This is a genomic window from Saccharicrinis sp. 156, assembly GCF_050589685.1.
GTDB lineage: Bacteria > Bacteroidota > Bacteroidia > Bacteroidales > Marinilabiliaceae > Saccharicrinis.
On the sequence record NZ_JBNGOS010000023.1, the window covers coordinates 75,181 to 91,212 of the forward strand.

Annotated in this window: 12 protein-coding genes and 1 pseudogene; 8 read left to right on the plus strand and 5 right to left on the minus strand. The window is 39.3% G+C overall.

The window, feature by feature from the left end:
* Window positions 1-355 precede the first annotated feature (355 nt).
* From ACRD64_RS15150 to ACRD64_RS15185, 8 genes and pseudogenes are all read left to right on the plus strand, one after another.
* Window positions 356-1,555, plus strand: coding sequence for an AAA family ATPase (locus ACRD64_RS15150; RefSeq protein ID WP_430934293.1), 1,200 nt, complete (start codon window positions 356-358; stop codon window positions 1,553-1,555).
* A 102-nt stretch (window positions 1,556-1,657) separates the two neighbouring features.
* Window positions 1,658-5,194, plus strand: coding sequence for a pyruvate:ferredoxin (flavodoxin) oxidoreductase (nifJ, locus tag ACRD64_RS15155; RefSeq protein ID WP_430934294.1), 3,537 nt, complete (start codon window positions 1,658-1,660; stop codon window positions 5,192-5,194).
* Between the two features lie 503 nt (window positions 5,195-5,697).
* Window positions 5,698-7,236, plus strand: coding sequence for a glycosyltransferase family 39 protein (locus ACRD64_RS15160; protein ID WP_430934295.1), 1,539 nt, complete (start codon window positions 5,698-5,700; stop codon window positions 7,234-7,236).
* Window positions 7,237-7,479: 243 nt separating this feature from the next.
* Window positions 7,480-7,665: pseudogene (locus ACRD64_RS15165) on the plus strand (GNAT family N-acetyltransferase); the annotation flags it as partial.
* A 115-nt stretch (window positions 7,666-7,780) separates the two neighbouring features.
* Window positions 7,781-8,719 carry a hypothetical protein gene (locus ACRD64_RS15170; protein WP_430934296.1) on the plus strand — a complete coding sequence of 313 codons (939 nt, stop codon included), beginning with the start codon at window positions 7,781-7,783 and terminating at the stop codon, window positions 8,717-8,719.
* A gap of 105 nt (window positions 8,720-8,824) precedes the next feature.
* On the plus strand, window positions 8,825-9,466 hold the full coding sequence (locus tag ACRD64_RS15175; RefSeq protein ID WP_430934297.1) for a CPBP family glutamic-type intramembrane protease: 642 nt from the start codon (window positions 8,825-8,827) through the stop codon (window positions 9,464-9,466).
* Window positions 9,467-9,523: 57 nt separating this feature from the next.
* Entirely contained in the window at window positions 9,524-10,066 is a 543-nt protein-coding gene (locus ACRD64_RS15180; protein WP_430934298.1) for a hypothetical protein, read from the plus strand.
* Window positions 10,067-10,251: 185 nt separating this feature from the next.
* Entirely contained in the window at window positions 10,252-11,250 is a 999-nt protein-coding gene (locus ACRD64_RS15185; RefSeq protein ID WP_430934299.1) for a transglutaminase domain-containing protein, read from the plus strand.
* On the opposite strand, the gene tolA is transcribed toward ACRD64_RS15185, so the two are convergent.
* From tolA to rho, 5 genes are all read right to left on the minus strand, one after another.
* Window positions 11,243-12,184 (minus strand): cell envelope integrity protein TolA, encoded by a 942-nt coding sequence (gene tolA / locus ACRD64_RS15190; protein ID WP_430934300.1) that lies wholly within the window; start codon window positions 12,182-12,184, stop codon window positions 11,243-11,245. The two genes, ACRD64_RS15185 and tolA, sit on opposite strands and share 8 nt — an antisense overlap.
* Window positions 12,185-12,211: 27 nt before the next feature.
* Window positions 12,212-12,607, minus strand: coding sequence for an ExbD/TolR family protein (locus ACRD64_RS15195; RefSeq protein ID WP_430934301.1), 396 nt, complete (start codon window positions 12,605-12,607; stop codon window positions 12,212-12,214).
* A 131-nt stretch (window positions 12,608-12,738) separates the two neighbouring features.
* The gene (locus ACRD64_RS15200; RefSeq protein WP_430934302.1) at window positions 12,739-13,128 is read right to left on the minus strand and encodes an ExbD/TolR family protein; all 390 of its coding nucleotides are present in this window, start codon (window positions 13,126-13,128) and stop codon (window positions 12,739-12,741) included.
* Between the two features lie 74 nt (window positions 13,129-13,202).
* The gene (locus ACRD64_RS15205; RefSeq protein WP_430934303.1) at window positions 13,203-13,895 is read right to left on the minus strand and encodes a MotA/TolQ/ExbB proton channel family protein; all 693 of its coding nucleotides are present in this window, start codon (window positions 13,893-13,895) and stop codon (window positions 13,203-13,205) included.
* Between the two features lie 178 nt (window positions 13,896-14,073).
* Entirely contained in the window at window positions 14,074-15,774 is a 1,701-nt protein-coding gene (gene rho, locus ACRD64_RS15210; protein ID WP_430934304.1) for a transcription termination factor Rho, read from the minus strand.
* Window positions 15,775-16,032 lie beyond the last annotated feature (258 nt).

Here is a 16,032-nt window from a genome sequence, read left to right on the forward strand (position 1 = left end):
GGTTACCGGTCAAATGTCAGTGATCTATAGTATAAGTGTTGTCAGGGCTCTTCCCATGGCCTTGGGCCGGGTGAAGAACAATTGCGTGGTAAGGAAGGTGGGGGTGCTGTATTTTCCATACGCTGTTTCTCACCTTGTGTTTTTTGCTCTCTTCTCCCTTCTTATGTCTTCGCTTTTTACTCACCGCACCGTGCTTTTTACTCATCTTTTACCTCTTACAACGCATCGCTACTTTCTCCATTTATAAAGTCAACGTGGTAAAAAAGTCTTATTTTTAATAAGTATAAATTACATCTTGGGGGTAAAAATGTAATGTAGAGATTGCAATTTTATGGCTGCGAATATTACATTTGTCATGTTAAAATTACAAAAAGACAGCGTGCAGTCATTTTTTGAAACACATAAATATCTGATTGAAAACTTACAAGTGCCTTTGCGACGTAAGTTAATGGACGAAATTGATTGGAACCATCGTTTAATCGGAATTAAGGGAACCAGGGGAGTTGGTAAAACCGACTTTCTGCTGGATTTTGCCAAGCGTACCTATGGAACGGATAGAGCATGCCTGTATGTAAACTTGAATAATCTCTACTTTAGCGAAAACACCATTGTGTCATTTGCCGATCAGTTCCGAAAAACAGGGGGCAAAACACTGGTGCTGGATCAGGTATATAAATATCCGGGTTGGTCGGAAGAACTGAAATACTGTTACGACAATTTTACGGATTTGCAGATTGTGTTTTCGGGTTCTACCGTGATGAGGTTGCGCGAAGAAAACCCACACCTAAAAGAAATAGTTCATTCCTATAAACTGGAAGGGTTTTCGTTCAGAGAATTCCTGGAACTTAAAACGGGCGTCTCCTTTGAGTCATATTCTCTTTCGGAAATTTTGGAAAGGCATGAGGAGTTAGCCAGGGATATAGTTACCCGGATTAGACCATTGGCTTACTTTGGCGATTATCTGAAACACGGTTACTATCCGTTTTTTTTGGATAATACACATTATGCAGAGAATCTGATGAAAAGTCTCAACCTAATATTGGAGATTGACATTAGTTTTCTTCGTCAGATTGAACTGAAATATTTGCCGCGGTTAAGGAAGTTATTATATAAAATTGGGGGTGAAGCTCCTTTTCAACCTAATGTGAGTAAGCTAAGCGCACATATCAATACTTCCAGAGCCACTGTAATGAACTACCTTTATTATTTGCGCCAGGCGCGTTTGGTAAAACTGTTGTATGATGGACCTGAGGATATGCAAAAGAAACCATCTATGATTTATTTGCACAATCCTAACCTGGTATATTCGATACGCAGGGCGGAACCGGCAAAAGATATTTTACATAAAACATTCTTTTACAATCAGGTGGGATGTAGTCACGAATTAACCTACTCTAAAGAGGCTGATTTTAAGGTTGACGACAAGCATCAATTTGTAATTTGTGGCAACGGAGGCAGTGATAAAGCTAAACCGGGGATATTGCAAGCACGAGATATGGTGGAGATAGGAAGCCAGGGGAACATTCCTTTATGGCTTTTCGGATTTTTATATTAAAAATGTAGATGTAATCGACATATTGTTGTATTTTTATTGTCTGACATTCAGTAAATTAGAATAATTCTAAATAATAGTAGTTAAAACTTAAATATTAAACAAATGGCTAAAGAAAAGAAGTTTATTACCTGTGATGGTAATTATGCCGCTTCACATATCGCTTATATGTTTAGCGAGGTAGCTGCAATCTATCCAATAACGCCTTCTTCAACTATGGCGGAGTACATCGACGAATGGGCTGCCGGTGGAAGAAAAAACATTTTTGGTGAGACTGTAAAAGTAGAGGAAATGCAGTCAGAAGCCGGTGCTGCCGGTGCCGTTCATGGTTCGTTACAAGCAGGTGCGTTGACTTCAACCTTTACTGCATCGCAGGGGTTACTTTTGATGATTCCTAACATGTACAAAATTGCCGGTGAGTTGTTGCCGGGAGTTTTCCACGTAAGTGCTCGTTCATTAGCCGCTCAGGCGCTATCTATTTTTGGCGACCACAGTGATGTGATGTCTGCGCGTCAGACTGGTTTTGCTATGTTAGCTACCGGTAGTGTTCAAGAGGTAATGGACCTGGCCGGAATTGCTCACCTTGCGTCTATTGAATCAAAAATTCCTTTCTTACATTTCTTTGATGGATTCCGTACTTCTCACGAGATTCAAAAGATTGAGTGCATGGATCAAGAAGACCTTAAAGGATTAATTGATCAGGAAAAACTTCAGGCTTTCCGCGACAATGCGCTTAATCCAGAGCATCCGGTTACCCGCGGTACTGCCCAAAACCCGGATATTTACTTCCAGACTCGTGAGGCTTCCAATAAATATTACGATGCAATTCCTGATATGGTAGCTAAGTATATGGACGAGATTAGCAAGATTACAGGTCGTAAATATGCTCCATTTACTTACTATGGTGCAGAAGATGCAACTGATGTAATAATTGCAATGGGTTCTGTTACCGATACTATTAAAGAAACTATTGATTACCTGAGCGCTGAAGGTAAAAAAGTAGGTTTAATATCTGTTCATTTATATCGTCCATTCTCAGCTGATTACTTCCTGAAAGCCGTTCCTGCTACTTGTAAGAACTTATGTGTGCTTGACAGAACTAAAGAGCCGGGAGCTAACGGAGATCCTTTATATCTTGATATTGTAGAGGTTTACAATGGTGTTGCCAATGCACCTAAGATTATCGGTGGACGTTATGGACTTTCTTCTAAAGATACTACACCAACACAAATGATCTCGGTATATGAAAACTTAGCTGCTGCTGAGTCTAAAAATCAATTTACTGTAGGTATTGTGGATGATGTTACTTTCAAGTCACTTCCAATGAAAGAAGAAATTTCTTTTGCCCAGAATGGAACTTTCGAAGGTAAATTTTATGGTTTAGGGTCTGATGGTACGGTAGGTGCCAACAAAAACTCCATTAAAATTATTGGTAACAATACCGATAAATATGCGCAAGCCTATTTCGCCTATGATTCTAAAAAATCGGGAGGTATAACTATTTCTCACCTTCGTTTTGGTGATACGCCAATACGTGCACCTTATTTGGTGAACACACCTGACTTTGTAGCCTGTCACGTTCCTGCATACCTTACGCAGTACGATATGCTATCTGGTTTGAAAAAGGGAGGCACTTTCCTAATGAACTCTCACTGGGATGTTGAGGAAACTAAAAATCGTTTACCACAAGGCGTTAAGCAATATCTTGCGGCTCACGAAATAAACTTCTATATCATTAACGCAACAGCTATTGCTGAAGAAATTGGTTTAGGTAATCGTACCAACACCATCATGCAGTCTGCATTCTTTAAAATCGCCGAGGTAATTCCTTACGATTTTGCTGTTGAAAAGATGAAAGAAGCGATTGTTAAGTCTTTCGGTAAGAAAGGTGAAGACATCGTTAACATGAACTACAAGGCGGTAGAAAAAGGTGGAGCCGTAACTAAAGTTGAAGTTCCTGCCGAATGGGCATCTCTAGAGCCCAAAGGGCTTGAGTTCAGAACTGATGTGCCAGACTTTATCAAGGATATCGTATTCCCGGTTAACGCACAAAAAGGTGATGACCTTCCTGTTTCAGCATTTAATGGTTACGAAGACGGTACTTTCCCCGCAGGTACAACTGCCTACGAAAAGCGCGGTATCGCCGTAAATATTCCTGAATGGCAGGTAGACAACTGTATTCAGTGTAACCAGTGTTCTTATGTTTGTCCTCACGCTGCCATTCGTCCATTCCTGTTGAACGAGGAAGAATTAGCGAATGCTCCGGAAGGAACGAACGCTAAAAAAGCCAACGGTAAAGGATTTGACGGATTACAATATCGTATACAGGTATCTGCTCTTGACTGTACTGGTTGTGGAAACTGTGCGGATGTCTGTCCTTCCAAAACTAAGGCTCTTGTAATGAAGCCTCTTGATACACAGCGGGCAGAAGTTGAGCGTTGGGGCTACATGGCTGAGAAAGTAGCTGTTAAAGATAGCATTATGCCTAAAACGCAAAATGTTAAAGCTTCGCAGTTTGCTCAACCATTATTTGAGTTTTCCGGTGCGTGTGCCGGTTGCGGTGAAACGCCATACATTAAACTAATAACTCAGTTATATGGCGATAGAATGATGGTGGCGAATGCTACCGGTTGTTCTTCTATTTACGGAGGTTCTGCCCCTGCAACTCCTTACTGTAAGAACTCGGAAGGTAAAGGTCCGGCTTGGGCTAACTCTTTATTCGAAGATAATGCCGAGTATGGTTTAGGTATGGCTACGGGAGTTAACAAATTGCGTGACCGTATTGCGCGATTGATGACTGAAAACCTTACGGCCGTAAAAGCTGATACCAAAGCCGCTTTTGAGGCTTGGATTGAAGCTAAAGAAGATGGGGATAAAACCAATGCTGTATCTAAAGCTGTGGTTGCTGCTTTGGAAGGTGAGTCTGCTCCTGTGGCCAAAGAAATACTTGCGTTGAAAGATTACCTGGTTAAAAAATCGGTTTGGATCTTTGGAGGTGACGGATGGGCTTATGATATCGGTTACGGTGGTGTTGATCACGTTTTGGCTTCCGGTCAGGATGTGAACATATTAGTCATGGATACCGAGGTTTATTCTAACACAGGCGGTCAGGCTTCTAAGTCAACTCCTGTTGGTGCAGTTGCTAAGTTTGCTGCTTCGGGTAAAAAAATTCGTAAAAAAGATCTTGGTTTAATGGCTACTACCTATGGTTATGTTTATGTTGCTCAGGTAGCCATGGGTTCTAACCAGGCGCAGTATTTCAAAGCACTTAAGGAAGCTGAAGCTTACCCCGGACCATCATTGATTATTGCTTATTCTCCATGTATCAACCACGGTTTGCGCGCGGGTATGGGAGCTTCGCAAAATGAATCTAAGAAAGCAGTTGAATGTGGGTACTGGCACCTGTATCGTTACAACCCAATGTTGGAGAACGAAGGAAAGAATCCGTTTGTATTAGACTCGAAAGAGCCACAATGGGATCTGTTCCAGCAGTTCTTGAAAGGGGAAGTTCGTTACACAGCCTTATTAAAAGCATTCCCTAAAGAAGCAGTTGAGCTGTTTGCTGCCGCTGAAGAAAATGCTAAATGGCGTTACAGTACTTACAAGCGTTTTGCTGAGTTAAACTACGAAGTTGTAAAGTAAGCAAATTACTGAAACAATCATATTTATCAAGGGCGTTCCAGTTGGAGCGCCCTTTTTTTATACATTAACAAACAAGCCTTTTTTTAACCCGGATGATGCATTAGAACTTCGTCGTGAACATTGAAAGTGCAATAAAACAAGGCTTTACTGAAACGAGGCATCACTTGTCCCGATTACTTTCGGGAGCATCGTTATGGTGAGTTGAAGTGAAGCAGCGGAGTGTCTTGTTTTGAAACAATTTCAATGTGTAATAGATTTTCTAATGCATATTGCGGGTTTAAAGATTAAAATCGCTTATGCAATTGTATAAAAGTTTGTAACTTATATACCACTTTGACTATGAATTGAAAATCGACGAAGTCAAATTAGCACGTGATATCCCCTCAAAGCAGGATGTAAACATTTGCCGGCCGGTATTATTCAGGAACGTCCTCTTCAATGTATAGATAGTTTAAGTATTGGCATTGGCAGGATATTAACTATTCATACTTCAAAAGAATTTAATGGCACAAAAAAATACAATACTTGGCTGTTTAATTATACTGAAATTTGCCATCCAGATTTTGGCGATAGATTCGGGATATGAATTGCATCGGGATGAATATTTACATCTGGATTTGGGTAAACACCTGGCCTGGGGCTATACTTCAGTTCCTCCTGTTACGGCTTGGATATCATTTCTGATTATTCAATTCGGGAACTCCGCTTTTTCAGTAAAGTTTTTTCCTGCCTTGTTTGGCGTGCTAACAATGGTTGTGGTTTGGAAAATTGTTGAACAACTAAAAGGTGGGATTTTTGCGTTAATCCTGGCTTCTGTATCTGTGATTTTTTCAGTATTAGTTAGGGTAAATACACTTTATCAGCCCAATTCATTGGAGTTTCTGTTGTGGACGCTCATATTCTATTTCGTTATCAAATATATTAATACCGAAAGCAATAAGTGGATATGGATAGCGGCTGTAACTTTTGCGGTTGGTTTTTTAAATAAGTATAATATTGTTTTTTTGCTGTTGGGATTGTTGCCGGCCATATTACTTACCAATCACCGGAAAGTTTTTGCCAATAAACAGTTGTATTTTTCATTCATCGCAGGACTTATTTTGGTATCTCCTAATTTAATTTGGCAGTATGAAAACGGCTTCCCGGTAATCAGGCATTTAAACACTTTGGCAGAAACTCAATTGGTAAATGTTCGCAGATTAGATTTTATAATAGAACAGCTCAAATTTTTTATGGGATCCTGGTTTGTTATTATACTGGCCTTAGCCGCCTTTTTTACATACAAACCTTTCAGGAAGTTTAAATTATTTTTTTGGAGTTATTTTTTTACCTTATTCCTCTATGTTTTTTTTAAGGCGAAGGGTTATTATGCCATCGGTTTATACCCTGTACTGCTGGCTTTTGGTTCGGTTTATGCGGAGCAACTGTTCTCAAAAGGTAGGTTGCGTTATCTAAGATTTCCGCTAATAATGATTCCTGTGTTGTCGTTTTTGGCGTTGTTTCAAATAGTACTGCCCGTGCTTTCGCCAGAACAAATTGTTGAAAAAAAGGAACTTTTTCAAAAAATAGGTTTACTGCGTTGGGAAGACGGAAAAGATCATGATTTACCGCAGGATTTTGCGGACATGTTAGGTTGGAAGGAACTGGCAAATATGGTAGATTCTGCTTTAATGCAAATTCCTGACAAAGAAAATACCCTGATACATTGCGATAACTATGGTCAGGCAGGCGCTATCAATTATTATTCGAAGCAAATTTGTACGGATGCGGTATCGATGAACGCAGACTATATCTATTGGTACCCTTTGGAGGAAATGGTGATTAATAATGTAATATTGGTCAAAGATTCCAGAGATACCGATACACAAAGGGAATTTGAACGGCCATATTTTAAGGAAGTTACCCTGGTTGGTGAAATAACTAATACCTATGCCCGTGAAAAAGGAACAACGGTGTATTTGCTAAAAGGAGCAACTCAGTCAATTAACAAAATTATGGAGGAAATTATACATTCGAGAATGCAGAATCCTAACTTGAACTAGCTAAATTCAAATCGTTTTTTGGATTTTACCGAAGTGCTTGGTAAAGGCGCGATAAGCCGGGAAAAATTGGAAGAAGAACATGGATCGGGAAGGAAGTTTACAACCGGATTTTGTTAAAACTACGCGGAAGGACTTTGCTCAAATTCTAGAAATGATGCAAAATTTTTATAGGATGTACGATTATACTTTTAATAGAGAAAATACGCAGGCAGCACTGGATCAGTTTATTGGGATAAAAAGCCGGGACCTTGCTATATTATTAAGTTAAAGGATTGTATAATTGGATACATAGCCTTAACTTTTGGTTTTAGTTTTGGCTTTAGCGGGCGTGACGCTTTTATTGATGAGATTATCATTAAAGAAGACTTTAGGTATATAGGAGTAGGTACGCAAGCTATGCGGTTTATCAAACAAAGGGCAAAGGGGTAAGGTCTTGGTGCCATTCTTCTGGAAGTTGAAACATATAACCACCCTGCTGCCAATCTGTATATAAAACAAGGATATGCTGATCGTAGCAGATATTTGTTAATAAAAGATGATAGGTATGGGATTTATAACAGCCATAAAAAAAATAGCGTATGCCACAGAAAGCTTAATCAATGATATAGGTGACTTTATCAGTTATGTTTTTGAGTTTCCGGGATGCGCTTTCTTTGATGCCATGAAATGGATTAGCGATATCATAGGTTTTCTTTTTCCTTTGTTGTGGTTGGGAAGTATAGTTAAAGGTTTGATGTCCTTGCTTGCTGTTCTTGTTAAAATTCCCTTTGGTATAATAGGCGGTATTTTAGCAGGTGTGATTAGGATACTCGCAGGTATTTTTACTTTTCACTGGCCGTTATTTGCAAATGGCTTTTTGGATATTATTTCCCCCGTTTTAGGACTGGTAATAATTGTGTTGGGGAAAGTTATTGCCATCGTACAAACCGTATTTTATATTCAGGATTTTGAGCGTCCTTTAAGCAAAGTGGAGAAGATGGAGTTAAGGAAAATTTTTAAACACTCCATGAGCCTGTATACACTAAGGGTAATTACAGGTCACTCGGGAGTTTTTGGTGTAAGTCCAAGAGCTTTTACTTTGGGTAATACTATCTATTTAAAAACAAATTCCTTTTTTATTGATTTGCTGGTGCACGAATCAACCCATGTTTGGCAATATCAGCAAACTGGATGTCGCTATGCAAGTGATGCAGTAATGGCACAATGGTTTGCTGATGATGCCTACAATTGGGAGAAGGAAATAAAACTAAGAGACAAGCGTTTGTGGACTGAAATGAATAAGGAAGCACAGGCAGAATTTTTTCAGGATTTGTGGAAAATAGGAAAGCTTTGTGATGACGAGAATAGAATATTAAAAGCAGGTGGTGGTGCTTATTTTGAGGCGAATGAACAAACTACTTTTGGGAAATTTAATATTTGGTTCAACGATTATACCGAAATTGCTCAAGAAGCTACACGTACTGTTCAATCAAGGTGGTTGTAAACAGGAGCAGAGACCTTATATTTATTTTACGAACTGCTTGCACCTATCATGTAGTTTTTATATTGTTGAATATTCCAATAGTATATCGAAAAATCATACTGAACTATGAAACTTTCGGACCAAAGATGCCTTTTTGAGATGATGGCTGTTGTTTTTACCGGAATCGGAAAGTATATATTTATGGACTGGTTAGAAGTGCGACTGGCCTACATGACCGTCGCCTGTGCTTTCTGGGTGGGTTATATAGCTTTCAGGTCTTTCCAAAATCGTAACGTTTTGTCGTATTGGGGGCTCACCGGAAAAAGGTTCAAAAAAAGCTTTTTGGAGTTTTTGCCGTTTGCCGTGATGGTTGTGGTTATATTTATTGTTGCGGGCACTTATCTGGGAACAAGTGTGCTGAGTTGGCATATTTTCCCGATTTTATTGTTGTATCCTATTTGGGGAATTATTCAACAATTTGTGATGATCGGTATTTTTGCCAGAAATCTTAAACAAATAGGTGATTATAACATACCCGATTGGGTGATCATTCTTGTTACTGCACTTACATTTTCCGTCGTACATTTGCCATCTGTTTTATTGGTTATTGCTACGTTTTTTCTGGCATTGATTTATACCACTCTTTATCTTAAAAACAGGAACCTGATTGTAATGGGTATTTTTCATGGATGGTTGGGGGCTTTTTTCTTTTATACCCTGTTACATCGTGATTCGTGGAAAGAGGTGTTTGGCGTGTTGGGGATATAGGTTAATCGTTCAAATTAATTCTTATATTAGCATGGTATAACCAACCTATCGTTAACCATGAAAAAGCCAGCCTTATTCTTGCCTATTTTTTTAATTGGGTTAGTTACACATTCGCAACAGCTTATGCAACTTCATCCAATTGCAGGAGATACTATCGATCAAACCGAAAAACGATTATTCTATCTTTTTCCTGAAATTCCCGATTCAAGTTACCTCCAAGGAGTTATTTTTGGTGATGCAGATAAGGTGACTTTGTCTGTATCTAAAATTTCGGGAGAAGTATATGTGTCCCAATTAGATTCACTAAGTATAGCCGATTATCAACAAAACATCGAAAAGTTATTGGTTTATTATTCTTTGCTCGACGAAAAAGAGAATGAAGATTTGGCTATTAATAATGATTCTATTGGCCTTAGCCCAACAATTGAAATTACAGCTGAGATGAGGAGGCAAATAGGCAAAGATGCCAGAAGATATTTGCGAAAAAAGGATAGGGCAGAGGATTATGGATTGTGGGGAAAAGATATGGAAGACTTTATAAAAGGGGCGGCTAACGTAAACTTTTTTAAGGCAAGAATTAGAATGGGTTCGAATAAATAGAATTTATCTTTGTAAGAATAAATTGCTTAGTTCGCTGACCGATGGAGCTATGGACAGCTTAAAATATAAATTGTGTAGAAAATATTATTGTTTAAAAGAAATTCCGCAGTCACGGATATAATTGTTATTAAAGTTATCCGTGAATTACTATTTTTGCGTTGTTACTAGCATATTAGGCATTGTTCATGGTACGATATACATTATTGTTATTACTTATTTTTGTGCTGTTTTGCCGCACATCCTTTGCTCAAATAAAGTTTGATGTAAAACAGAGCGTAGATTCACTGCCCGATAAATTTCCCAGCACTGGCAATATGGCTTCAATTATTGGCCTTAAGTTTCAGAGCGATGAGGATAAAGCAGGTGCCATTTTTTACTGGATTGCCAAACATGTGGAATTTGACTCGAAAGTTTATTATGCCAAAAAGAAAAAACTTACCTATCGCTTTAGGTATAAAACGCAGGATGAAAAAATGCGGAAAATACAAAAAGTAAATAGAGGAATAGCAGAGGAGGCTTTTAGACAAAAAAGAGCGATTGCCAAGGGTTTTGCTTTTTTGTTTAAAAAACTGTGTAATAACGCAGGGCTTGAATGTGAAACTGTTGAAGGCAGCTACAAAAGAGAATTAAAGCATATCGGTCGCAAAGCGGGTAGAGCCAATCATGTATGGAATGTTGTTAAGATAAATAAGAAATGGTATTTGGTGGATGTTACCTTGGGAGCGGGTATGGTGGATGAAAAACAAAAGAAATTTATTAAGTACTATAATGAAACTTTCTTTATGACCGATCCGGAATACTTTTTTCTCAACCATTACCCTAAAAACAGGAACTGGTTGTTGTGCGATAGGTTAAAAGAAGAATTTGCGCTCCTGCCCTTGTTTTATCCTTTGTATATTAATTCCGATATTTTTTTGAAAAAACCTTCCATTGGAGTAATTGCTGCAACGGATGGCAATACGGTGAAGGTAGTGTTTGGGCAGCGAACCAAAAGTAAAAACAATACATCTGCTTACAGTTATGCCTTTGAAGATGACAAAAAAGCTATGCCTATAGATGTATCCGAAAAGAGTAATGAATTAATACTGCAAGTTCCCGTGACGGGAAAAAAGTATGATTATTTAACCATTTACCGCGATAAAAAGCCGTTGGTGTCCTTTAAATTAAAATTGACATCTAATTGAGTTCAAAATGATAGGTGATGGTTCCTTTTTGAAATGCGGCAGCGTTCGGATCGGCATTAAATTTCGCTTTCTTAGCAGCATCTATGGCCGCCTTTTTTAGGGTGGAATTCTGTGTTGTAGATCCTTTTAGCTGATATTCGGCGCTTACCACTTGGCCATATTTGTTTACTGTAACCTGAACTACAATGATTCCTTCTTCCTGAATTCCATAGTTAGGTTGTGGTAATGAGCCAACCAGCGAACGCCCGGTAAGCGAAAAACCGGAGCCTGAATTTCCTAATCCGCTCCCCGAACGGTTTTTGCTGTTGGGATCGCCTGTAACATATCCTTGGTTACCCGATCCGCCGGCATCACCCTCCGAAGAACTATTGCTGTTGGATTTGCCAAATGCACTACCCACCGTGTTTCTGGTCTGATTAGCAATCCTTTTTTCTTCTTCTTGCTTTTTTCTTTCTGCTTCAAGTTTACGTTGCCTTTCCAGCTCGGCTTGTCTTTTTGCTTCGGCTTCAGCTTTGGCAATCCGGTCTGCTTCTTCCTTTAATTTTCGCTCTTCTTCCTGTTGTTTTTTTCTGGCCTCTTCCTCCTGTTGCTTTTTAATTTTTTCTTCTTTCTCTTTTTTTAGCTGTTCGGCACTTTTTATTTCAGGGGCTTCATCAAAGTCTTGCGTTTTAACCGATTCTTCGGCTTTGGGGGTGGATTGCTCCTTCGGTGTTGGCGGTGGAGGCGTGGTTTTGGGTTCCACAGGGGTTGGTTTTGGGGAAGATTTAGGCGGTTCAATCTGGCCCAGGCCTGTTTCAACATTGCCCAGGTTTACTAAAATGCCTTCTTCCTCCTGAGGAAGGGTGGTCAATCCAAAGAAAATCAACAACAAAAGAATCAGTACATGAAAAATCACGGATCCTACTACGCCTTGTCGGTTATATTTTTTTTCCATCGTTTTTTAACTTTGATAAACCTTGTACTATCTCGATTGAGTGGCCAGAATAAGTTTATATTTATTTCTGACAGCAATATCCCTGATTTTGCCGACCACAGAAAACGGAACCGATTCATCTACATGCAACGCGATGTAGGTTTCAGGTTCAGCCGTCATAATTTCCTTCAAACGCTGTTCCATTTTCCAAAAAGAGATCTCATCACCCGCAATAAAATACCTTAAATCTTTTGTTACCGATATAGTTGTGTTGGGCTTGGCAGATACCTGATGGTCACTTTTAGGTAAAACCAAATCTTTATTGGCAGGCGGAGTAACCATGGTAGAGGTAATCATAAAGAATATCAGGAGCAAAAACACAATGTCGGTCATGCTCGACATGCTAAATCCGGAATCTACTTTACTTCTTCTTTTTAAACCCATTTTTTAACAGTTTATTAGTCAATGGTTGTTTTATTGGTCGTTAGTCAATGGTCAATAGTCCATGTTGCATCTCGCGGCTCCTACCAGCTTAAGGTGGCTTGATGACTGTTAACGCTGCACTGCCCGAGGTTCTATCTAATATCCAACACTACTTTTATTTGGTGCGATTCGGCTATGTCCAACACTTTGGCCACATCTCCGGTAGGTGCATTTTTATCTGTTCTCAACTTAATAAAAGTTTTGTCGGTGCTATTAAATGTTTTAAGCAGTTCGCTTTCCAACGTAGCTTCCGACACCTTTTTATTGCCCACATAAAAACTACCCGATGATGAAACCCGTGCGTTAATAAACTTGTCAATAACCACTTTTTTTGTAGCTTGTTTGGGTATTAAAAGCTTAATGGCATTGGGATGCACCATGGTGGAAGTTATCATAAAGAATATAAGCAACAAAAACACGATGTCGGTCATGCTCGACATACTGAAACTGGCACTTATTTTCGTCCTTCTTTTTAAAGCCATTTTATTTCGTTTGTTGGTCAATAGTCATTTGTCACCAGTGCACAGACTGCGCATCGTTTACCATTGACTATTTGTTATGCTGCGGGTTCGTTCAACAAATCCATAAACTCCATAGTTCTTGCTTCCAGTTTAAATACCACTTTTTCAACCCGTGCCACCAAAAAGTTATAGGCAAAATAGGCAATGATACCAACTACCAAACCGGTTACCGTGGTTACCATGGCCGTGTAAATACCCGATGAAAGCAAACTTACGTCGATGTTGTTACCTGCGTTAGCCATATCAAAAAAGGCCTTAATCATACCAATTACGGTTCCAAGAAAACCAATCATTGGGGCACCACCTGCAACGGTAGCCAAGGTAGGCAGTCCTTTTTCCAATCGGCTTATTTCGAGGTTGCCCACGTTTTCAATGGCCGTATTCACATCCTGTAACGGACGCCCGATTCTACTGATCCCTTTTTCAATCATACGGCTAACGGGATTATCTACCTGTTCGCATAGAGAGTATGCCGAGTCAAATTTTCCGTCAAGAATATACTCTTTGATTTTATTCATAAAGCTCAAATCTTCCGACGCTGCTTTTTTTATGGCGAAATATCTTTCAAAGAAAATGTACACGGCTACAAATGAAAGAAACACTAGTGGAACCATGATCCATCCACCTTTAACAGCCATGTCGATATAGTTCATTTGGTTTTCCGCAACCTCGGCTGCTAGTTCTGCCGTTTCTTCGGTTGCGTTTTGTATTAATAATATAGGATTCATGAATATGAGGTATTTTTATTTCCGGTAAAAATATAAATAGTTTATTAATGTAAAACGAATATCTACAGATAAAAGTATTTTTTGGCAATGGCTCAATATCATATCAAAAAAAATACCAAAAAAGGCTACTCTGAAAATTACAGAGCAGCCTTCGAATATTTTTGTGCAAGCAACATTGTTATCCGTCATTCATTGAAATCAGGAATTCTTCGTTGTTTCTGGTTTTTCTCAACCTGTCCTGTAGGAAATTCATCGCCTCAATAGGAGTCATGTCAGATAAGTAATTACGTAAAATCCAAAGACGATTCATACTCTCTTTTTCTATCAGCAAGTCCTCACGACGCGTACTTGACAAAGTAACATCCACAGCAGGGTAGATACGCTTGTTCGAAAGTTTTCTGTCCAGCTGGAGTTCCATGTTGCCGGTACCTTTAAATTCTTCAAAGATAACTTCGTCCATTTTAGAACCAGTCTCGGTTAAGGCCGTTGCTAAAATAGTTAATGAACCTCCACCCTCGATATTACGGGCAGCACCAAAAAAACGTTTTGGTTTGTGAAGTGCATTGGCATCCACACCACCGGAAAGAACTTTACCTGAGGCTGGAGAAACCGTGTTGTAAGCACGCGCTAAACGAGTGATAGAGTCTAACAGTACTACAACGTCGTGTCCGCACTCAACCATCCTTTTGGCTTTTTCCAGTACAATATTGGCCACTTTAACGTGACGTTCTGCCGGTTCGTCAAAGGTAGATGAAATAACCTCGGCATTTACACTTCGTGCCATATCGGTAACCTCTTCCGGACGTTCGTCCACCAATAGGATAATCATATATACTTCCGGGTGGTTAGCCGCAATTGCGTTGGCAACCTCTTTTAACAATACGGTTTTACCGGTTTTGGGTTGTGCAACGATTAATCCGCGTTGTCCCTTACCGATTGGGGCAAACATATCTACCACACGAGTTGATAAGCTCTCTTTGCCACTTCCTGTTAATTTGAATTTCTCGTCTGGGAATATGGGCGTCAAGTGATCAAAAGGAACACGGTCGCGCACTATCTCCGGAGACCTGCCGTTAATCTCTTCAACTTTGATAAGCGGGAAATATTTTTCGCCTTCTTTTGGAGGGCGTATGGTCCCTAAAACGGTATCTCCGGTTTTTAAACCAAATAATTTTATTTGGGACTGGGATACATAAATATCATCAGGGGAGTTAAGGTAGTTGTAATCAGACGATCTGAGGAATCCATAACCATCTTGCATGATCTCCAAAACACCCGAAGCGGAGATAATCCCATCAAAATCGAAAGATTTGTCCTGTTTGTCCTGACGGCGGTAACCGTTATTTTCTTTTCCGCCTCTCTGGTCGCGGTTGTCAAATTGACGACGACGCCCACCATCGTCATTCTGGCGATGCGGTCGACGGTTATCCTGTGTGTCCTTGCTTTTCTCTCTACCTTCTTCTTGCTTATGAGGTTGAGCAGCTGTCTTTTGTTCGGCTTTAACCTCTTCCACTTTTTTGTCGACAGGCTTGTTTTCTTGTGGTTTCTTTTCCGTCTGTGATTCTTTCTTTACAGGAGGAACGTCTGTTTTATTAACAGGTTTCTTTATTTTCGCTTCCGGTTTGGTCACATTTTCCAATTCCGCTTTGGCAGAAGATGCCGCTTTTTGAACCTTTGGAGTACGTGCTCTTTTTACAGGTTTTTTTTCTGAAGGTTTTTCCGTAGTCTTCTTTTCCGAGGCTACAATAGCCTGTTCGTCAAGGATCTTATAAATTAAGTCTTGTTTTTTGAAAGAATCTACGCGTTTGATTTTTAGCCCCTTGGCAATTTCCTTCAATTCAGTAAGGAGCTTTTTATTCAATTCAAGAATATCGTACATAATGTTTTACCAATAAATTCTTTTGGGGGAATTTTTTAAATGAAATGAACTGACGTTCAATATAATTATATTATTTTTACTTGATTTTTTGTGTTCTGAAAGGCCAACTGATTCTATATACAAAGAAAGATGCCTAGAAGATTTGATGCAAACATAATCAATATGAACCAAATCGCAAAATAATTTTGATAATTTTCCTTTACCAAAATATTTACCGCTTTCATGTAATCGCTGTAACATTTATTCAATATCGAAAAC